Origin of the sequence: Acinetobacter sp. 148 (assembly GCF_031196675.1) — a bacterium.
Classification (GTDB): domain Bacteria; phylum Pseudomonadota; class Gammaproteobacteria; order Pseudomonadales; family Moraxellaceae; genus Acinetobacter; species Acinetobacter baumannii.
Genome location: NZ_JAVIMT010000015.1, coordinates 16,795 through 36,459, shown reverse-complemented (window position 1 = coordinate 36,459; position 19,665 = coordinate 16,795). Strand labels below are relative to the sequence as shown.

General features: G+C 39.1%; 20 protein-coding genes. 8 read left to right on the top strand and 12 right to left on the bottom strand.

The window, feature by feature from the left end; all coding sequences use genetic code 11:
- Nucleotides 1-13 precede the first annotated feature (13 nt).
- The 3 genes from recF to dnaA form a co-directional block, all read right to left on the bottom strand.
- Entirely contained in the window at nt 14-1,096 is a 1,083-nt protein-coding gene (recF, locus tag RFX69_RS02530; protein ID WP_289332389.1) for a DNA replication/repair protein RecF, read from the bottom strand.
- 14 nt (nt 1,097-1,110) lie between these two features.
- A complete protein-coding gene (gene dnaN, locus RFX69_RS02525) occupies nt 1,111-2,259 on the bottom strand; it encodes a DNA polymerase III subunit beta (protein ID WP_001237350.1) in 1,149 nt (382 codons plus the stop codon).
- A gap of 97 nt (nt 2,260-2,356) precedes the next feature.
- Complete coding sequence (gene dnaA, locus RFX69_RS02520) at nt 2,357-3,754, bottom strand: chromosomal replication initiator protein DnaA (protein WP_000964770.1); 1,398 nt, start codon at nt 3,752-3,754, stop codon at nt 2,357-2,359.
- Nucleotides 3,755-4,424: 670 nt separating this feature from the next.
- Between dnaA and rpmH the strand changes: the two genes are divergently transcribed.
- From rpmH to mnmE, 5 genes are all read left to right on the top strand, one after another.
- Nucleotides 4,425-4,559, top strand: a complete 135-nt coding sequence (gene rpmH, locus RFX69_RS02515; protein WP_000831329.1) for a 50S ribosomal protein L34 — start codon at nt 4,425-4,427, stop codon at nt 4,557-4,559.
- A 29-nt stretch (nt 4,560-4,588) separates the two neighbouring features.
- Nucleotides 4,589-4,981, top strand: coding sequence for a ribonuclease P protein component (rnpA, locus tag RFX69_RS02510; RefSeq protein ID WP_001240377.1), 393 nt, complete (start codon nt 4,589-4,591; stop codon nt 4,979-4,981).
- 10 nt (nt 4,982-4,991) lie between these two features.
- Nucleotides 4,992-5,312 (top strand): membrane protein insertion efficiency factor YidD, encoded by a 321-nt coding sequence (gene yidD / locus RFX69_RS02505; protein ID WP_000251652.1) that lies wholly within the window; start codon nt 4,992-4,994, stop codon nt 5,310-5,312.
- A 5-nt stretch (nt 5,313-5,317) separates the two neighbouring features.
- The gene (gene yidC, locus RFX69_RS02500; protein ID WP_001188089.1) at nt 5,318-7,078 is read left to right on the top strand and encodes a membrane protein insertase YidC; all 1,761 of its coding nucleotides are present in this window, start codon (nt 5,318-5,320) and stop codon (nt 7,076-7,078) included.
- Between the two features lie 90 nt (nt 7,079-7,168).
- The gene (gene mnmE / locus RFX69_RS02495; RefSeq protein WP_000556120.1) at nt 7,169-8,524 is read left to right on the top strand and encodes a tRNA uridine-5-carboxymethylaminomethyl(34) synthesis GTPase MnmE; all 1,356 of its coding nucleotides are present in this window, start codon (nt 7,169-7,171) and stop codon (nt 8,522-8,524) included.
- Nucleotides 8,525-8,569: 45 nt separating this feature from the next.
- Here mnmE and RFX69_RS02490 read toward each other — a convergent pair whose 3' ends face one another.
- Nucleotides 8,570-8,833: a metal/formaldehyde-sensitive transcriptional repressor gene (locus RFX69_RS02490; RefSeq protein WP_000018128.1), complete on the bottom strand. Its 264-nt coding sequence runs from the start codon at nt 8,831-8,833 to the stop codon at nt 8,570-8,572.
- Between the two features lie 57 nt (nt 8,834-8,890).
- On the opposite strand from RFX69_RS02490, the gene dmeF reads away from it, so the two are divergent.
- The gene (gene dmeF / locus RFX69_RS02485; RefSeq protein ID WP_289332388.1) at nt 8,891-9,877 is read left to right on the top strand and encodes a CDF family Co(II)/Ni(II) efflux transporter DmeF; all 987 of its coding nucleotides are present in this window, start codon (nt 8,891-8,893) and stop codon (nt 9,875-9,877) included.
- A 95-nt stretch (nt 9,878-9,972) separates the two neighbouring features.
- Complete coding sequence (locus RFX69_RS02480) at nt 9,973-10,671, top strand: DsbC family protein (RefSeq protein ID WP_024433137.1); 699 nt, start codon at nt 9,973-9,975, stop codon at nt 10,669-10,671.
- A 52-nt stretch (nt 10,672-10,723) separates the two neighbouring features.
- On the opposite strand, the gene RFX69_RS02475 is transcribed toward RFX69_RS02480, so the two are convergent.
- From RFX69_RS02475 to RFX69_RS02440, 8 genes are all read right to left on the bottom strand, one after another.
- Nucleotides 10,724-10,975: a GlsB/YeaQ/YmgE family stress response membrane protein gene (locus RFX69_RS02475; protein ID WP_000269732.1), complete on the bottom strand. Its 252-nt coding sequence runs from the start codon at nt 10,973-10,975 to the stop codon at nt 10,724-10,726.
- Between the two features lie 171 nt (nt 10,976-11,146).
- Nucleotides 11,147-11,674: a hypoxanthine phosphoribosyltransferase gene (gene hpt / locus RFX69_RS02470; protein WP_000214981.1), complete on the bottom strand. Its 528-nt coding sequence runs from the start codon at nt 11,672-11,674 to the stop codon at nt 11,147-11,149.
- Between the two features lie 214 nt (nt 11,675-11,888).
- Nucleotides 11,889-13,214 (bottom strand): guanine deaminase, encoded by a 1,326-nt coding sequence (guaD, locus tag RFX69_RS02465; protein WP_000052267.1) that lies wholly within the window; start codon nt 13,212-13,214, stop codon nt 11,889-11,891.
- A 56-nt stretch (nt 13,215-13,270) separates the two neighbouring features.
- A complete protein-coding gene (locus RFX69_RS02460; protein WP_289332387.1) occupies nt 13,271-14,326 on the bottom strand; it encodes an aromatic ring-hydroxylating dioxygenase subunit alpha in 1,056 nt (351 codons plus the stop codon).
- 290 nt (nt 14,327-14,616) lie between these two features.
- Complete coding sequence (locus RFX69_RS02455; protein WP_309168600.1) at nt 14,617-15,777, bottom strand: glutathionylspermidine synthase family protein; 1,161 nt, start codon at nt 15,775-15,777, stop codon at nt 14,617-14,619.
- Nucleotides 15,778-15,798: 21 nt separating this feature from the next.
- Nucleotides 15,799-16,164 carry a hypothetical protein gene (locus tag RFX69_RS02450; RefSeq protein ID WP_032039242.1) on the bottom strand — a complete coding sequence of 122 codons (366 nt, stop codon included), beginning with the start codon at nt 16,162-16,164 and terminating at the stop codon, nt 15,799-15,801.
- 188 nt (nt 16,165-16,352) lie between these two features.
- Entirely contained in the window at nt 16,353-17,309 is a 957-nt protein-coding gene (locus RFX69_RS02445) for a TerC family protein (RefSeq protein WP_000447698.1), read from the bottom strand.
- 319 nt (nt 17,310-17,628) lie between these two features.
- Nucleotides 17,629-18,225 (bottom strand): undecaprenyl-diphosphatase, encoded by a 597-nt coding sequence (locus RFX69_RS02440; RefSeq protein WP_000051332.1) that lies wholly within the window; start codon nt 18,223-18,225, stop codon nt 17,629-17,631.
- 135 nt (nt 18,226-18,360) lie between these two features.
- Between RFX69_RS02440 and RFX69_RS02435 the strand changes: the two genes are divergently transcribed.
- Complete coding sequence (locus RFX69_RS02435; RefSeq protein ID WP_002061457.1) at nt 18,361-19,611, top strand: low temperature requirement protein A; 1,251 nt, start codon at nt 18,361-18,363, stop codon at nt 19,609-19,611.
- Nucleotides 19,612-19,665: the final 54 nt, after the last annotated feature.

The following is a 19,665-nucleotide window of genomic DNA, read 5'->3' as shown; positions in this document are numbered from 1 at the left end:
TAACATCAAAAAATTATGGTGCAGCAAGACTAACTTGACCGGATTCAACACTGAATAATTGATATGAAATAGACAGATCATGTAAATGTTTTTTTACCGATGCATGATCTAAAGTTGTCATAAAAACCTGGCTACCAAGTTGGCTTAATCGTTCAATTAAACGTTGTTGTGCGGTTAAGTCTAATTCTGCTGTCAGATCATCTAATAATACCACAGTTTCCTTATTACTCGCATGCAACATTGCAATTTGTGACAGTTTTAAGGCAATAATCAAGAGTTTTTTCTGACCTCTTGATAAAACATCATCAGCATGTCCAAATGGCGTTTTTAAGCGCAAATCTGCCCGATGAGGACCATACTCGGTATAACGTCTCTCGATGTCTTTTTGATGCTGATTCAACAAGTCTTGCATAAGCCCCTGCTCTGTATGAAAACCTGGGCTATATTCCAGCTCAATCTCCAAATCAGGGAGTAATTGGCTTAAGTCATTTTGGAAATAAACATTCCATTGCTCGACAATACTTAAACGCTGTGAGTGCAAAATCTCGCCATAATCACTCAACATTTTGTTCCACGGTTCTAAATCAGCCAATGAAAGATTACGCCGTGTTTTGAGTAAGGTATTACGCTGCTTTAGCGCACGAGAGTAATATTGCCACGCAAAATAAAATTCAGGTTCCACGTGGAACATAAGCCAATCTAAAAGTTGTCTTCTTGGCTTGGCACCATGATCAATAATATCCGTACTTTGTGGATCAATATGCTGTAAAGGAAGTAACTTTGCGAGCTGACCTTGAGTCGCAACGGTATCGCCATTCACTTTCATGAGTTGCTCACCAGAAGCGAGTTTTTGCATACCAATTTTTTCAGTTGCTGACTGAGCAAATACAATCGCGTCGTCAACTTCATATTGAATATAATTTTTGGGTATATGTGTACGGAATGAGCGACCTGTTGCAAGCAAATGGATCGCTTCTAAAATTGATGTTTTACCTGAACCGTTTGCGCCATAAAAGACATTAAACGGTTGCAACCCATGGAGTGCAACCGTTTTTAAATTACGCACACGTTCAATATTTAAGCGCGTAAGGTGCATATAGTTAAACCAGATTAAACACGCATCGGCATAACCACATAGGTCTGGTCAGGATGAGCCGGATCTTGAACCAATACAGACTGATTCGCCTCAGTCATGCTCATATTTACATCATCACCATCTAATACACCCAACACATCGAGTAGGTATTGAGCATTAAATGACATTTCTAATGGGGCACTTTGATATTGGATCGCTAAATCTTCAATTGCTTCATCTTGTTCAGGGTTATTTGCACGAAGCTGTAAAGAATCCTGATTGAAGTTTAGGAAAACACCACGCAATTTTTCATTACTTAAAATTGCTACACGTTGTAATGATTGTTTAAATACGTCATGACCAATCAAAACATGTTTATCACCACCACGTGGAATAACACGGCGATAATCAGGGAATTTCCCATCAATCAATTTAGTTGTAAAACGAACTGTAATATCACCTTGTTCTTTATCACGGCTTGGCGTATTAATCGTTACATTTAATAATTCACGGCCAATAAGCAAAGTGAGCTGTTCATCTTCAATGCTGAGTAAACGTTGCAATTCGCCCACAGCTTTACGAGGCACAATCGCTTGTACCAACTGAGATGAAGTAGAGGAAGCCAAAATTTCACAAAGTGCTAAACGGTGACCATCAGTTGTTACCGCACGCAATTGATTTTCATCAATTTCTAATAAAGTACCAGTGAGGTAAAAACGTACGTCTTGTACAGCCATTGCAAAAGCAGTTTTTTCAAATAAGCGCTTTAATTCACGTTGAGTCACCTGTACTTGCGTACCTTGGCTATTCTCAGTGGTTAACAATGGATAATCTTCAGCCGGTAGTGTACCTAGCACAAAACGGCTATTACCAGACTTTAAAATACATCTTTGATCTTCAGTAATTTGTAAATCAATCAATGCAGCTGTAGGCAAAGATTTACAAATTTCCATCAATTTACGAGCAGGAACAGTTGTCTCGCCTGCCTCAAGGCACGCCCCTTCTGATAAAGCGGTGCTCGCTACGAGTTCAACTTCTAAATCGGAACCCGTAATAGTGAGCGCTTGAGCATTAGTCTGAATTTTGACGTTTGAAAGAATATTCAAGGTATGACGACGTTCTACCGCACCGACCACATGCGATAAAACATTGAGTAAACTTTCTTTAGCGATTTTCAAACGCACGATTCATTCCTCTAGCAACTTGGAGCAAACATTTCATTTTTTAGCTGTGTACTATGCTGCACTTACGTAGACTTTGCAACAATGTCTTATTATTTCATTAACTTTGAAGCAAACGTAATAAGTTCTTATAATCTTCATCAAAGATTGGGTCTTCTTCCCGTAAACTGACGACTTTTTCACAAGCATGCATCACTGTACTGTGATCACGCCCACCAAAAGCCATTCCAATTTCAGGAAAACTATCCCCCGTTAATTCACGGGCAAGCCCCATCGCCAACTGACGTGGTCGAGCATAAATTCGGGTACGCTTTGGACCTACCAGCTCTTTTAATGGAATTCGGAAATATTCACTCACTACACGCTGGATATTTTCTACACTAATTGTACGAGCACGGATCGCTAAAACATCTTTTAAAGATTCCCGTACGACATCCAGGTCAATTGGAGCACCTTTAAAACGTGAAATTGCGACAACTTTATTCAGTGCGCCCTCAAGTTCACGTACGTTCGCTACGACTTGTTGGGCAATAAACAACGCACAGTTTCTAGGTAAATCAACGCCACTATTTTCAGCTTTTTTAAGCAGAATTTCGATTCGAGTTTCAATATCAGGTGGTTCAACACCTACTGATAGCCCCCAGGAAAAACGAGAAACCAATCGAGGATCAAGTTCTGTTAATTCTTTAGGATATCGATCAGACGTTAAAATAATTTGTTTAGATTCATCAAGTAAGGCATTAAATGTATAGAAGAATTCAACGAGACTTGCTTCTTTTCCTGCCAAAAGATGAATATCATCTACTAATAACAAGTCTAAAGAACGGCAATTTTTCTTAAACTCTTCTACCTTTCCTTTTTGTAATGAGCTCACAAAATCTTGTACAAAACTTTCTGAAGTCATATACATGACTCTTGCATTCGGCTTCGCTTGCAGTAAGGCATTACCAACTGCTTGCATTAAGTGAGTCTTACCAAGACCTGTCGGGCCATATAAAAACAAAGGGTTATGTTGAGAAGCACCTAACTGTGTTAATACTTTTCTACAGGTTTCTGCTGCCATTTGGTTAGAACGGCCTTCAACAAATAATGAAAAAGTAAATTGTGGATTTAATAGTTTCTTTTTTGAACTCTTAGAACTAACTGTAGTATTAGCAACAGGTTCCGGTTCTCTTTTAACCTTAGTAGGTTGAGGTATAGGGGCAGTTTGTAAAGCTGCTGTAGTTGTTGCAGGCTGTTCACTAGAGGACAAAATACTACCAGGACGAGAATCTACCAAGATTTCAACCTGACGCACCCGCCCTTCTGACAATTGTTCAGCCAATATAGAAATTAACTCTAAATGATTCTCTTGAATATAACGCGTCCAATAAGGATTAGGAGCATAGAGACGTAGTATCCCCTCTACTTCTTCAGCTACTAAAGGGCGAATCCACATCGCAAAGACGTTATCAGAGAGCTCTTGTCGCAAGCGAGTTAAGCAGTCTGTCCAAAGCATGTGTATCCCCTATGTCTGCGTTTTAAATTCAAATCATTTAAAGATTAACCCTTCCTGATGAGAAGGGGTCGCCATTCTACCCAAGTTATCCACATCTGTCATGACGATTTCGTTTGATTTTGCCTAAAAAGAAATCTCTTGTGAATAAATTTAAATTCAAAATCAATTGTGAATAACTTTTTGCACATCCTGTGGATAAATTATCACATAAACTTATCCACAATCCATAAAGACAATAAAAACAGAGTTATCAACAGTTCAAATATATGTTTTTTAAATTTAAAACTGTGAAATCCACAAGAAAAGTCCACACTAATAAGAATAAATTTAAATTTTAAAATTTGAATTTATTTAATAGGGGTGATCCAAATTGTGGATAACTAAAAAATATGAATTTAAATTCAAATATACCAAATCAAAACCAACTTCACATCAAGGTTTGTTGATAAGTATGTAAATAAGAAGTGTATATCTTAAAAGTCTTAATAAAAATAAACAATTACTTTGTGTATAACTTTTAAATAAGAAAAATAGGCTAAATATAAAGAGAAGATAAAAAGTTAAAAATTTGACTTAAATACAAAACTTTCACGGTTTTTCATTGACAGCGTAAACATTGCACAATAAAATCGCGGACCTTTATAGAAAGATCATTTTTGGGAGTTTCGATATGAAACGTACTTTCCAACCATCTGAATTAAAGCGTAAACGCGTTCATGGTTTCCGTGCTCGTATGGCAACTAAAGCTGGTCGTCAAGTATTAGCTCGTCGTCGTGCAAAAGGTCGTCATAGCTTAACTGTTTAATACTGTTACGCTGACCAGACTTGGGTGTGATGGCACTTTACAGTTTTAGCACAGATCTTCGTATACGCTGTGCTGCAGATTATAAAAGTGTATTTGATGGTGCGCTTTTTAAAGTGCATCAACCCCATTTTTTATTTCTTGCAAAATTAACCGAACAGCCTAACAGCCGTTTGGGTATTGTTGTTGCTAAGAAAAAAGTGCGTCGTGCGCATGAAAGAAATCGAATAAAACGTCTTGCTCGTGAGAGCTTTCGTCTACATCAGCCGAAATTTGGGTCAGACATAGATGTTGTTGTGATGCCTAAAGTTGGTATAGAAACGATTACGAATGCTGAGCTATATCAACAATTAGATTTTGCTTGGCAAAAATTACAACGCTTAGCGAAAAAACATTCTAAAGTTGTCCCAACCTCGCAGAATTAAGAGATGACCAATGGTTCGTATTTTGCGTTGGTTCATTCGACTGTATCAAATTGCGATTAGTCCGCTTCTTGGACCCCGTTGTCGTTATATCCCAACTTGTTCCCAATATGCGCTAGAAGCATTACAAACTCATGGTGCAATCAAAGGCGTTTGGTTATCTTCTAAACGTATTTGCCGTTGTCATCCGTGGGGAGGCTCTGGATACGATCCGGTACCGCCTAAAGCAATTCGTTTTATTTCGTTTCATCAAATAGATTCTCAAACGCATCATGTTGCTGTACCCTTTCGTGATCGTTTAATGAAGCAAAATCTCTCTAACCATTTGGGGTAATAGATATGCAACAATGGGCCAGGTTTGCAATTCTCGGGGCCATGTTTGTCACCGCATATTTGCTCATTTTGGCTTGGCAAAAAGATTATGGAAATGCTGCAACTGCACCGCAACAACAAGCGGCGGCTGTAAGTTCACATGAAGTATCTGCTGATTTGCCAAATGCTAAAACTGCAACAGTGGCTTCCGATGTGCCACAAGCAAATATTGCGCAGTCACAAACCACAGATGCAACTGCACCTGTGAATCAACAGCTTATTTCAGTACAAACTGACCTTTATCATCTTTGGATCAATCCAAAAGGTGGTGATATTGTTCGTATTGAATTACTCTCTCACGACAAGAGCAAAGACAGTAATCAACCATTTGTTATGCTTGAAAATGATGCCAAGCGTACTTATGTTGCTCAGTCTGGCTTAATTGGTTTGAATGGACCAGATAGCAGTCGTGGTGGTCGCCCATTATATGCTGTTGAAAAAACATCATATACTTTAGCTGATGCTAAAGGGGTACAAGATCAAAGTGGACATTCTGAGAAAGTTTTAACAGTTCCTATGGTGTTTAAGACACCAGAAGGCGTTGAAATTATTAAAACTTTTACATTTACTCAAGGTCAATATCCAATTGTTGTCAAACATCAAGTTGTTAACCGTAGCCAACAAAACTGGCAAGGTCAGATGTTTGGACAGTTGAAACGTGATAATTCGGAAGATCCAGGTAAGTCTTCTCAGGGTATTTTCACTTTAGGTACGTTCTTAGGTGGTGCATGGGGTACTCCGGATGCTCACTACAACAAACTTAAGTTTGCGAATTTCTCTGAAGAAAAACTCAATACCGAAGCTAAAGGCGGTTGGGTTGCAATGGTTCAGCACTACTTTGTAAGTGCTTGGATTCCAGGAAACCTTAAACTGACTCAAGCAAATGGTCAGCCTTATGTCGCTAAACTTGAATCTCGTCAGTCTGCGGATCATATGAATATTATTGGCTTTACTTCGCCAGTAATTAATGTTCCGGCGGGTACTTCGATGGAAGTCGATGCGAAGCTTTATTCAGGTCCAAAAGTACAATCTGAATTAAAAGATTTAGCGGTAGGTTTAAACCAGACTGTTGACTATGGTTGGTTATGGCCAATTGCGAAGTTATTGTTCCTAGGTCTTCAATTCTTCCATAGCATTGTAGGCAACTGGGGATGGTCAATTATCTTACTTACCATTATGGTGAAGATGATTTTATGGCCTTTATCTTCAAAAAGTTATCGATCTATGGCGAAAATGCGTGTGATTGCACCAGAAATGCAACGCATGAAAGAAGAATTCGGTGAAGACCGTATGCGCTTCTCGCAAGAAATGATGGCGCTTTACAAACGTGAACAAGTTAACCCGCTTTCTGGTTGTTTACCGTTATTGCTACAAATGCCAATTTTCCTTGCTTTGTACTGGGTACTCATGGAAAGTGTGGAATTACGTCATGCACCGTGGTTAGGCTGGATTCAAGACTTGTCTGCGATGGATCCATGGTTCATCTTGCCATTAATAATGGGTGCGACAATGTTTGCTCAGCAAATGTTGAACCCGCAACCAGCTGATCCAATGCAAGCGAAAGTATTCCGCATTATGCCGATTATGTTTACGGTATTTATGTTGTTCTTCCCTGCGGGTCTTGTGTTGTACTGGATTGTGAACAATAGTATTACAATCTTACAGCAATGGTTTATTAACAAGAGTGTTGAGAAAAGTCGTATCAGTAAAGCTGAATCGGCATCTTAATCCTTGAACTTTTGCTGAATCAATCCGCTTAAGATGGTAATCTTAGGCGGATTTTTCTTTGGCTGTATTTTAGGTTTTTAGGTGAATAATATGCATAGTCAAACCACAATTGCCGCAATTGCAACGCCACCAGGGCGTGGTGGAGTGGGCGTGATTCGCTTATCGGGACCTAAGGCTTATGATATTGCTCAAAAACTGACGCAAAAAAACTTACCTGAAGCTCGGATGGCGGGTTTCCGTAAGTTTTATGATGCTGATGGAAGTATTATGGATGAAGGCATTGTCTTGTGCTTTCCAAATCCACATTCTTTTACTGGTGAAGATGTTGTAGAACTTCAAGGCCACGGTGGTCCTGTCATTCAAAATGCCTTACTTGGCCGTTTATTTGAGCTTGGGGCAATTGCTGCAAAAGCTGGGGAATTCTCCATGCGAGCTTTTGAAAATGGCAAAATGGACTTGGTACAAGCTGAAGCAATTGCCGATTTGATTGATGCGACCTCTCAAGCTGCGGCTCGTTCGGCAGTCCGTTCTTTACAAGGCGCTTTTTCAACAAAAATTAATACAGTTTTAGAAAAACTGATTCATTTACGTCTGCACGTAGAAGCTGCGATTGATTTTCCAGAAGAAGAAATTGATTTTTTGGCTGATGGCAAAATTTTAGCTTTGTTGGAAGATGTTCAACAATCTGTACATGCCGTTCAAACCTCTGCACGACAAGGGCAATTACTCCGTGAAGGTCTACAGGTTGTTATTGCGGGTAAACCAAATGCGGGTAAGTCGAGCTTGTTGAATGCACTTGCTGGTGTTGAGCGTGCAATTGTGACTGATATTGCTGGTACAACTCGTGATGTTTTACATGAAAAAATTAGCTTAAATGGTTTACCAATCACCTTAACGGATACAGCAGGTCTTCGTGAAACGGGAGATGTAGTCGAGAAAGAAGGCATTCGTCGTGCAATCAAAGAAATTGAGCAGGCCGATTTGTTGTTATTGGTCTACGATTTAAATCAAGGCGATGACCCCTTAAAACTGGCTCAAGAATACTTTGCTGAACATATTGAACCGCGTCGTCTCATGTTAATTGGCAATAAATGTGATTTAACTGGTCAATCAGCCGAAATAAGCGATTATCAAGGGTTCCGTCATATCACAGTTTCAGCAAAACAAGAGATGGGCGTACAAGGCCTCGTAGATGCGATTACAGCGCATGCAGGCTTTCACCCTGAGGAAGATACATTTATTGCGAGAACACGTCATTTAGACGCAATGAAGCGCACTCAGCTCTATTTGGCAGAGGCACGTGAGCAACTTGTTGTATTTAACGCTGGTGAGCTCGTTGCTGAATCACTACGTCTTGCTCAAAATGCTTTAGGTGAAATTACGGGTGACTTTAGTGCCGATGACCTATTAGGCAAAATCTTTGGTTCGTTCTGTATCGGAAAATAATAAAAAACTGGATGATGTAGAGTGCTATGTCATCCAGTACTTTTCTCAGCCGTATCTTTTTAAAACTTTTAAAAATTCATCTAGCTCATTTTGATCGACTTCTGCGCCTTTAAGTACGTGATGATGTAAGTGCTGTTCCATTAATTCACTCATCAAACCGTTTATTGCACCTTTTATGGCTGCAACTTGCTGCAAAATATCTATACATGAAGATTCTGGTTGTTCTATCGCATTTTCAATGCTGTTGATTTGCCCTTTTAGTCGTTTTACACGATTAACAATTTTTTTATCCTGACCAATGTGACTCATCTGTTTTCTCTTGTACAATTTAATATACTGGTAGGGAGTATATTGGGTTTAAATTTTATGCAGGATTATAGTGTATCACGTCATCATCAACATCAGTTTGATGAAGGAAATCCACTTGCACAAAAACGTATTTTGATTGCAACCATTTTAACGGCGTCCATGATGGTACTGGAAGTATTTGGTGGGTGGTTCTTCAATTCAATGGCACTACTGGCCGACGGTTGGCATATGAGTTCACATATGTTGGCCCTTGGTTTAGCCTACTTTGCTTATCGTGCAGCCCGTCATTATTCCAATGATCATCGTTTTAGCTTTGGAACTTGGAAAATTGAGATTTTAGCTGGCTATAGCAGCGCAATTTTGCTGATGGTTGTGGCTATTTTTATGGCTTTTCAGTCAGTTCAACGTTTATTTAACCCGATTGAAATTTTTTATAATGAAGCTATTCCAATTGCAATTTTAGGTTTGGTCATTAACTTGATTTGTGCCTGGTTACTTCATGATGATGGTCACCATCACCATCACCATCACCATCACCATCACCATCACCATCACCATCACGAGCATGGCCATGGGCATCATCACCATGATTTAAACCAAAAAGCTGCGTTTTTACATGTGGTTGCAGATGCAGTGACTTCTGTTTTTGCAATTGTAGCGCTTTTCGCAGGTAAATATTTTGGATGGGATTTTTTAGATGCACTTTTAGGAATTTTAGGGGCTATTTTAGTTGCAAAGTGGTCTTTTGGCTTAATGAAAGAAACAGGTAAAACCCTTCTAGATGCTGAAATGGACCATCCTGTAGTTGATGAAATTCGGGAAGTAATAGCTGAATTTCCGAAACATGTGGAAATTACAGATATTCATGTCTGGAAAGTCGCAAAAGGTAAATTTTCTTGTATTTTGGCGCTTGAAACTGACGATATCTCTTTAAATGCAGACCAGATTCGTGATGCTTTATCGATTCATGATGAAATTGTGCATATTTCAGTAGAAATTAATACCTTAAAACCTGTTTATGTTCCACGTGAAACATTGGCATAACTGAGTAGAAGTTTGGTTATAACTCGGTAATCAGTTCTGTTTTCACTAACTGAACTGATTAAAATGTTCTTCTCTCCTGCCTCCGAGTCGGTTTTATGATTAAAAAATTAGGAATATTGGCGTTATTTAGTTTAACTACAAGTTTGAGTTTCGCTAATGTAGATACTGTTCGGGAAAATATTAAAAAACAATATCCTAATTTGAAAATTAGTAATATTCAGAAAACCGAAATGCCTGGGCTATATAGTGCTAATCTGGACCAGCAAATTATTTATCTTGGTGAAGATGGGCAGCACATGTTTGTAGGCTCTATGATTCGGTTAAAAGACCAAAAGAACTTAACTAAAGATCTGGTTTTAGGGCAGAACTCAATTGATTGGAAACAGTTACCTTTAAAAGATGCCATTAAAACAGTCAAAGGTAATGGTCAGCATGTTTTAGCAGTATTTTCTGATCCAAATTGCCCTTATTGTAAGCAGCTTGAACCTGAACTCGACAAGCTTAAAGATGTCACTATTTACACTTTTATTTATCCTTTAAAACCTCAGTCTATTGTGGTTTCTAGACAAGTTTGGTGTGCACCGAATCAATCATATTCATGGAAAAAATTAATTGAGCAAGGTGTTAAACCAACGGTTACGAGCTGTACAAACCCGATTGACCGTAACTTGGAATTAGGGAAAAAATTAGGTTTTAATGGCACACCTACTCTCATTTTTGCTAACGGATTTAAACTCGTCGGAGCGCGCTCTGCTGAAGAAATTCAGGCAGTTTGGAAAGAGTTAGGTTTATAAAATGACTTAAAAAAAGCACCTTTCGGTGCTTTTTTAAAATTAAATTTCCTACTTAGCTTTTTCGTGCAATTAGGTTATAGATAAAGAGAATAATGACGGCACCAATGACAGAAGCAATAAAGCCCGCCGCTGAATTTTCTCCATAAAGACCAAGTAAGCGACCGCCATAAGTGGCTAGAAGTGAACCTGCAATACCAATTAAAGTAGTAACAATAAAACCTGCTTTATCATCACCTGGGTGTAAAGCACGAGCGATTAAGCCAGCGAAGAAACCAACCACAATAGCAACAATAAGTGACCACATATTTGTTCTCCAGTTGTTTTTTTGATGAAGTTAATGATTTTGCTTCATATTCTATCGTGCGGTAGAGTGATCTGTTTTGTCTGTAGCAGATTGCGACTTTTTGTGTCTTTTTTGTTCAAAGCTCAGCCTTTATATAAAAAATAGCACCTTGCGGTGCCATTTTTATAAAATTTATAGGCCAATCTCACCAATAAATGGTAAGTGTCGATATTTCTGGTTGTAGTCTAAGCCATAACCAACAATAAATTTATCTTCAACTTCAAAACCTAAAAATTTAACTTCTAAATCAATTTCACGGCGAGATGGTTTACTCACTAATGTGCACAATTGAATTGAATTTGGTTCGCGAGTCTGCAACATTTCCACGACTTTGCTTAAGGTGTTGCCTGAGTCAATAATATCTTCAACCACAAGCACGTCTTTACCACGAATTTCACCATCAAGATCTTTTAAGATTTTAACGTCTCGACTTGAAGTGGTACCGCCGCCATAGCTAGACACTGTCATAAAGTCGAGTTCATGTGGTTTGGTAATCGTACGGCATAAGTCTGCCATGAAAATAACAGAACCACGAAGTAGACCAATCAGAACCAATTCTTTGTCACTATTTGCATAGTGAGAATTGATTTGCTCGCCGAGCTCTTTGACTTTTGCTTGAATTTCTTCGGTTGAAATCATGATGCTCATTGCAACAGTCATGGCAGATTCCTACAAGATATAAAAGAAAAAATAAAAAAGGTGTTGACCAGCAACACCTCGAAAATCTGAGTTAATGGTAAAATTTTAAAGCAAAATGACGTTTCATGCACCCTTTGATGGCTGTGAAATTTTATCATTTTGCGGAATATGTCGATCACGCTTTAACGCAATAGCACATATTCCAAATAATAACAAAAACTTAACAATGCCTTTTTTATTTGGCTGTTTCTTTTTGATAAGCACGGTTTCCATAAATATAAGTCGCCTCAATATTACGGTCATCACCTAAAGTGAATAATGCAAACAGTGAATCTTCAACAGATTTAGATTTAGACTGGCGAAGTTCCTGTAATGCTGTTGGCTTTAAGTTTAGTACCACAAAGTCTGCTTCTTTACCGACGTTGAAGTTACCTAACTGATCCTGCAAATCGAGTGCTTTTGCTCCGCCTAGGGTTGCATGATAAAGCGCTTCATAAGCTGAGAGTTTATCACCTTGTAATTGCTGAACCTTATAAGCCTCGTTAACAGTTTGCAGTAAGCTAAACGATGTGCCAGCCCCAATATCTGTCCCTAAGCCTACTTTCACTTGTTTTTCCCAAGTTTTTTTCAATGGAAATAAACCACTGCCTAAGAACAGGTTTGAAGTTGGGCAAAATGCGATAGCCGATTGCGTATCATGCATACATTGCCATTCTTCATCTTCTAAGTGAACGCAATGCGCAAACACAGAACGCTTACCAGTCAGGCCATAATGTTGATAAACATCTAAATAACCCGCTTGTTCCGGAAATAAAGATTTCACCCAAGCAATTTCATCTTTGTTTTCACTTAAATGCGTATGGACATACACATCCGGAAATTCTTGTTTTAACTGCCCTGCTCTTTCTAATTGCTCAGGTGTAGAAGTCGGCGCAAATCGTGGCGTAATCGCATACAGAGCACGGCCCTTACCATGCCATTTTTCAATGAGTGCTTTAGTGTCGCTGTAAGCCGTTTCTGGCGTGTCACACAGCGCTTCCGGAGCATTACGGTCCATAAGTACCTTGCCGGCAATTAAACGCATCTGAACGCGCTCTGCGGCTTCAAATAAGGCATCAACAGACTCGGGATGAACTGTACAGAAAACGAGGGCCGTGGTTGTACCGTGTTTTAAGAGTTCCTGAACAAAGAACTGGGCAATTTCGCTTGCATATGTTTTGTCTTGAAACTGGATTTCAGTTGGGAAAGTATAAGTATTAAGCCAGCTTAAAAGTTGTTCGCCGTAAGCTCCCACCATTTCGGTTTGCGGAAAGTGAATATGGGTATCAATAAAGCCGGGTACAATCAATTGTTCTGGATAATGTTGAACCTCAACTCCAGCAGGTAGATGCTGTTGAGCATCTTCCCATGCACCAAACCATTTGATCTTTCCATGTTCACTAATCAATACACCATCTTCCAAATAACGTACTTGATTTGGAATATCAGCTGGCTCAGAGACAGTTTGTTGAATATCTAAAAAACGACCACGCACAACGGTGGTATTTGCGATCAATGACATGGAAAGCCTATATATTTTCACTTTTTTCGATTGATTGTACCCCAGTTAGCCAAGATTTAAACGGTATAACGTTTACTTAGTCCCCATTCAGCCAAAATCCGTCGATAAGTCGTTGATGAACGGTCTGCTTCAAAATGTGCTTCCATCATTAGATCGAGCGGTAGTTCTTCTGGTTTTTGTGATTCGACCATATCTTGGTCTTCGGCAAAAATTTGGGCATTAAATGCATATACTTTTTCTAAATCGCCAGTTTGGTCAAAGTTACGGGTGAGTGGAACAAATAAACGGGTCTTATTGCTTGAAACAGGACAACAGGCATTTAAAATTTTTAAAACCCCACCTTCTGGAAAATCGACCGTAAGTACAGCTGAAAAAGGTGGATAGACCTCAAAGGTACGCTTCCATAAAAAGCCTTCTGGTTCGAGATGTTTTAGTTCATGAGGATAGTTACTGACATTGCTGATATAGACCGTTTTTAAACCATAGTCGGTACGTTCAGTGTGATATTTAGGGACGATGGGATTATCACGATTCGCAAAGGCGTTGTGATGTACCCACGCAAAATGAGCGACATCAATAAACCCTTCAAGCTGACGACCACTAGAACCACCAATATCTACAAAAGGTGGCAAAATCGCTTGATGTTCTGCATCATCCCAAGTATCTAACACAGGAATATTGGCTTGAGTAACATCACGACCATGAATACTGGTCCAAATGAGGCCGTATCTTTGCACAACCGGAAATTTGGTTAGAGAAAAACGATCAGAAATTTTAGTCAGTTCGGGCTGAGCTGGTATTTGGGTACATTTCCCTTCGGTGTTATAGCGTAGACCGTGATAAGGACAAACAATCTCCTCACCATCCACCCAACCTTTGGTTAAAGGCACGCCACGATGTGGGCAAATATCTCGAACCAGATGAATTTCTCCACTTTCTGTTTTGTATAACGCCATATTGACGTCTAGTAGCTTGACTCGTTGAGGTGCAGTAGAGACATCTTGAATACGCGCAACCGGATACCAATGGCTCGATAAAATTTCCCAATCTTTTGCTTCAAAACTGCTGTTACACGGCATGGCAAGGGGAGTTAAAGTTGGAATCGCATTCATGGCATCACTCCTTAAAAAAATCAGGGCTCTGACGAGCCCCTAAAATCTAGGCTTTTTTCTTTTTAGGAGATGCAAAGAGCTTGCCAATATTGAATTTTAAGAAAGTAAACTAGAATAAAAAATTTAAAATACATAGAGTTAAATCATTATATTTTTGAATTTTTGTTCTAATTTAGCTTTAAAAGCGAACATTGATTATTCGCTATATATTTAAAATGCACTGATTGACTGCGTCGAAGGCACAATAAAAAAGCACCTAAACAGTGCTTTTTTAAATCTCTATTCGCTTATTACTCGACAAAATAATGTGCTGCAAAGTGGGCATCATTACCAATGATGTCATAACAATCTTCACGAATAGACATGCCTGCACATTGATGTCCAACCATCCATAAACCAAGAGTAGGTAGTTGTCCTGAAAATAATGGGGTATCTACCCATTTCTGTACGACATAACCATATTTGTCATAGTCATCAAAATAAAAGCTACCAGAAGCCGCGCCTTGGTCATGGCCGTCTTGTAAAACCCGAATATTGGCCCCTTCCCTTGCTAAAATCGGCTTTTTCACCCATTTACCGGACAAAGCTTGTTGCGGGTCATAGGTATGGGTTTCAACCAATAATGGATGGTTTGGATAACGCTTCCAAAGCTCAACCAAAATCGCTTTATTTGAAAGTAACATTTTCCAGCAAGGTTCAATCCACTGTGTTTGTGGATGGATATATTGAGAAAATGCTTCTTCCCAGATCCATTCCCATGGATAGAGTTTAAATATGTTTTGAATGGGCTGATTATGGAGATCAACAAAATCTTGCCTGTTCCAACCTATGTTCTCCATAGAAAGCTCGGAAACTTGTAGATGAGCTTGGTAAGCGGTATCCATCAAATACTCGAGATTTCCCCAGTCCTCCCTTCCAGCCTCCTGACAAGCAGCAAAATGCACATGGCTACCACGCGGTAAAATTGTCTTCCAGCGTTTAATCAGGTCTTCATGAATGCTATTGAATTGATCTCGGTTTGCAATGCCTGAGACTTGTTCTATCCACAGCCACTGCGCGACAGAGGCTTCGAGTAAGCCAGTCGGCGTGTCGGCGTTATATTCCAGCATTTTGATATTTCGCCCATCGTAAGCGAAATCAAAACGGCCATACAGCATAGGGGCATTTTGTTTCCATGAATGTTCAATATGGTTTATAGCTGTTTCTGGAATTTGAAAATAAGCAGGATAGTCGCCCCGTTGAATGAGGTCTCCTACTACCGATAAACACATCTGATGCAGTTCATTTGCCGCATCTTCCAGTTGTTCAATCTGTTTAAGGGTAAACTCATAAGCAACTCCTTCAGACCAGTAAATTGAGCCATCAAGAGAAGGTAAATTAAAATAATCAAAACCAATATTTTGATGCTCCACTTGCCAGTCTGGTCGTGGAGTAAATATTATTCTTTTCATATTAAGTGAATGCCTAAAGACTTAGCCGCCGAAAGAAAAACCGCTACGGCCAAAACCACCACGAATTGGGGATGAAAAAGACGAACTTTTCGCTGTGCTTGAAATAATTGGTCGGCCTACACTCAAATTGCTGTAAGGATGTAAGGTATTGCCGTGGTAAGAAACTTCCCGATTATTTTGATAATACGCAGGCCCTAAATAGCGGCTTCCAACATAGCTAGACCCATGTCCACTTGAGCTATTTTCTTGTTTACATGTTTCATTATTCCAGTCGCGAGCACAGTCATATTGGTTGTTATATACGTCTTGTACTAAAGGACCATCATTATGGCTACATGCCGTGAGTAATAACGGTACCACGACAAGATTAATTTTTTTAGAACGCATGAGACTCCACACATTTTAATAAGTATGTTCGGCATAAAATACCGATTAGCTGGTATCTATTATGTTTCTGATTAGGAAAGATAAAATTTAAGTTGGCATATGATATTAATCTGTTTTTTTAAAGTACAGTCTCTTTTGAAAATTTAGATAACAAGGCATCTCACGTGTAGATGCCTTGTTGTGATGAATTAAGACTGCAATTGCTTTTTGTTGTGTCGTAGAGAAAGGTAAGCAGTGATTGCTAACACTATGACGATAAAGCTTAATGAGATCCAGATTGGCATATGGAATACATCAAGCAACAACATTTTTGCACCAATGAACAATAAGATAATGCCTAAGCCGTATGGCAAGTAATGCAATTTAGTCGCAGCGCCAGCAAGTAAAAAGAACATTGCGCGTAAACCTAAAATTGCCATTAAGTTCGCCGTTAAAACAATAAACGGGTCGCTAGTTACCGCGAAAATAGCAGGAATAGAATCTACTGCGAAAATCACGTCTGAAGCTTCAACCAAAATCAAAACTAGAAATAACGGTGTTGCCCATAATAAACCGTTTTGGCGTACAAAAAATTTGTCACCTTCAAGCTGTGGCGTAATACGCATATGGTTACGTAACCATTTTAAAAGCTTGATATCTTCAATATTGGTTTCTTCTTCTTGGCCTTTTAAGAACTTAAAGCCTGTATATACCAAGAACGCACCGAAGATATAAAGTACCCAAGAAAACTCTTGAACGAACCATGCACCAATAAAAATAAAGAGGGTACGCAGTACGATTGCACCTAATACGCCGTAGAGCAAAATTTTACGTTGTAGCGCAGCCGGTATAGCAAACGCTGCGAAAATCATTAACCAGACGAAAACGTTGTCAATTGCGAGGGACTTTTCGAGTAAGTAACCTGCAAAGTATTCCATGGTTTTTTGGTTTGCTAAGGTCACCCCAACTGTTTGTTGTAGGTAAAGCCATAAACCACCACCAAATAAGGCTGCAACGCTTACCCACGCCACGCTCCAGTAAGCAGCTTGCTTAATTGAGACATCTTGACCTTGTTTTTGCTTAAAGCCCAAGAAGTCAATCAGAAGCATGACAATGACTATGCCAAAGAATGCTACGTACAGCCATAAATTGCCGATTGTTTCCATAAATCCTCCATACATCCGGCAATTGGGCATAAAAAAACCTCGACCAGTTGCCAGATGAATTAAACATCTGTATCAACATGATCAAGGTCTTGCCTACACCATGAATTTCACGATGCTCAGATACCGACTTTTTAATAAAAGTGTATTGACGATATCTGACACATAACATTGCTGTTATGTTTGGAGGAGGCTACTCCCCTTGTCAAACTAAATTCTGTTTTGGATAAAACATATCCAATGTCCATATAGAATGGCAGATTTTTTTGTATTACGCAACTGAACTTCATGTGGTGGTTTTACTACATAAAAGCTCTAGAGGTTATTTAATCAAACCACGGTCTAAAAGCGGTTTGCATATAATCTGGTAAAGGTGAATAAAGAATGCTGTTAAAGGCGTACCATAAACATTCCAGAAGTAATAACCGGCTGTGTTGACTAGTAACGCGACAATAAAAGCACCCAACATATCTAAAGGGAAATGCACACCTAAATAAATACGTGACCACGCCACCACAAATGACAAAAATAAAAGAATAATTCCAATTATTTTGCGCTGAGCAAACAAATAAGACAGGGCAATGGTGCTAAAAATTAGCATATGATTACTTGGAAAAGACGCTGTTGGCGCATGTTCAATAAAGGTGGTGCCCACACCCATTACAAACGGTCTTGGGTGATGGTAAAACAGAGAAATAACGTAACCGACTAAAAGCGATACACAGGTTAGAAAGACAGATTTAATGACCCTATTTTTTAAATCTTGATCGCCATAAAACCATAAAAATGTAAGTATGAATATAAGAATATAGAGGAGATCATTAGCAAAAAAGATAGCAAGACGAATGATAAATTGACTCGCATCCTGAGCCCCATTAATGACATGGAATAAGCTAAGGTTGAGTGTTTCTAAAGACATTCATATTCCAAACAAGAACAAAAACGTGAGCTATGATAAAGAATTAAGCTTAAGGTCTTGATAAAGAATTGTCACAAAAATGAAATATAGTTTATTTCTGAGTAAATAATAGACAGTAAGGCTAGATAATTTTTAATGCGTGTTCGGGGCGTTAATATTAAAGTGTTAACGTGTTGGCACTTTATTCGAGAACGTTATTTTATGACTACTCAAGAAAAACAGAAAAAATTAAGTTTGAGGCCCCTATCTCCAAGAGATCCAGAACAGCCGCATAGAGCAGCAACTCCCCTCGAATTATTATTCGATTTAATTTTTGTGGTCGCGATTGCAACAGCGGGTCAGCAGCTACATCATGCAATTATTGAAAATCATCTATGGCATGCATTACCAAGTTATCTGATGGTATTTTTTGCGCTGTGGTGGGCATGGATGAATTTTTCATGGTTTGCTTCGGCTTACGATAATGACGATGCATTGTATCGGTGTCTTACCTTTGTACAGATTGTAGGGTCATTGGTCATGGCTGCAGGTATTCCTGATGTGTTCCATAGTCAGGATTTTGACATCATTATTGTCGGCTATGTGATTATGCGTTTGGCTTTAGTCACCCAATGGCTGAGAGCCGCAAAACATGACCCTGAACGGCGAATTACAGCGTATCGCTATGCCATAGGTATCGTATTGGTACAAATTGGCTGGCTTGTTGCTAACTTTGCTCATGCCCTTTCAATTCCTTTATTTTTACTTCTAGTTGCGGTCGAGTTATTTGTTCCTATCTATGCAGAAAAATATTCGCCTACGCCGTGGCATCCTCACCATATTGTAGAGCGCTATGCCCTTCTTACTATTATCGTTTTAGGGGAATCCATCGTAGGTAGCTTTAATGCCATTCGTGATGCGCTTGCGGCTCAATCTATTAATATTCCGGCTGTTTTTTTAATGATTGGCGGATTAATGTTGATGTTTGCAATGTGGTGGGCTTACTTTGACCGCAGTGAACAGCATCATCATGTTAAAGGTGTACGTCCGTTTGTTTGGGGTTATGGCCATTATTTTGTTTTTGTGAGTGTTGCTGCGGTAGGTGCTGCCCTTGCTGCTGCTGTGGATGTCACCACCCACCATGCCCATATTTCTGATTTATACATGGGTGTAATTGTCGCGGTGAGTGTAGTGCTTTATACCAGCTGCATATGGATACTTTACGAGTTTCAGTGCTTATCTGGAATTACTAAATGGTTTTATCCTATTACTGCACTCATTATTTTATGTATTCCGTTTATTTGTAATAACGTGGGATATAGCGTGTTTGCGATGGGTATTGTCTATACGTTACGTTTATTCATCTCGAATAAATTTATGGAAAATATAGAGCCAAAACAGGTTTAAAAAATAATTAAACTAAAAAAAACGGGTTTCAATTTGAAACCCGTTTTTTATTGA

Bases quoted from the DNA above. Each gene is read 5' to 3' on its own strand.
- mnmE (WP_000556120.1), top strand. From the start codon at position 7,169: ATGCATAGTCAAACCACAATTGCCGCAATTGCAACGCCACCAGGGCGT.
- RFX69_RS02455 (WP_309168600.1), bottom strand. From the start codon at position 15,777: ATGAAAAGAATAATATTTACTCCACGACCAGACTGGCAAGTGGAGCAT.
- RFX69_RS02450 (WP_032039242.1), bottom strand. From the start codon at position 16,164: ATGCGTTCTAAAAAAATTAATCTTGTCGTGGTACCGTTATTACTCACG.
- recF (WP_289332389.1), bottom strand. From the start codon at position 1,096: ATGCACCTTACGCGCTTAAATATTGAACGTGTGCGTAATTTAAAAACG.
- RFX69_RS02480 (WP_024433137.1), top strand. From the start codon at position 9,973: ATGATTAAAAAATTAGGAATATTGGCGTTATTTAGTTTAACTACAAGT.
- dmeF (WP_289332388.1), top strand. From the start codon at position 8,891: ATGCAGGATTATAGTGTATCACGTCATCATCAACATCAGTTTGATGAA.
- yidD (WP_000251652.1), top strand. From the start codon at position 4,992: ATGGTTCGTATTTTGCGTTGGTTCATTCGACTGTATCAAATTGCGATT.
- dnaA (WP_000964770.1), bottom strand. From the start codon at position 3,754: ATGCTTTGGACAGACTGCTTAACTCGCTTGCGACAAGAGCTCTCTGAT.
- RFX69_RS02490 (WP_000018128.1), bottom strand. From the start codon at position 8,833: ATGAGTCACATTGGTCAGGATAAAAAAATTGTTAATCGTGTAAAACGA.
- RFX69_RS02435 (WP_002061457.1), top strand. From the start codon at position 18,361: ATGCGTGTTCGGGGCGTTAATATTAAAGTGTTAACGTGTTGGCACTTT.
- rnpA (WP_001240377.1), top strand. From the start codon at position 4,589: ATGGCACTTTACAGTTTTAGCACAGATCTTCGTATACGCTGTGCTGCA.
- guaD (WP_000052267.1), bottom strand. From the start codon at position 13,214: ATGTCATTGATCGCAAATACCACCGTTGTGCGTGGTCGTTTTTTAGAT.
- RFX69_RS02475 (WP_000269732.1), bottom strand. From the start codon at position 10,975: ATGTGGTCACTTATTGTTGCTATTGTGGTTGGTTTCTTCGCTGGCTTA.
- rpmH (WP_000831329.1), top strand. From the start codon at position 4,425: ATGAAACGTACTTTCCAACCATCTGAATTAAAGCGTAAACGCGTTCAT.
- RFX69_RS02440 (WP_000051332.1), bottom strand. From the start codon at position 18,225: ATGTCTTTAGAAACACTCAACCTTAGCTTATTCCATGTCATTAATGGG.
- hpt (WP_000214981.1), bottom strand. From the start codon at position 11,674: ATGACTGTTGCAATGAGCATCATGATTTCAACCGAAGAAATTCAAGCA.
- RFX69_RS02445 (WP_000447698.1), bottom strand. From the start codon at position 17,309: ATGGAAACAATCGGCAATTTATGGCTGTACGTAGCATTCTTTGGCATA.
- RFX69_RS02460 (WP_289332387.1), bottom strand. From the start codon at position 14,326: ATGAATGCGATTCCAACTTTAACTCCCCTTGCCATGCCGTGTAACAGC.
- yidC (WP_001188089.1), top strand. From the start codon at position 5,318: ATGCAACAATGGGCCAGGTTTGCAATTCTCGGGGCCATGTTTGTCACC.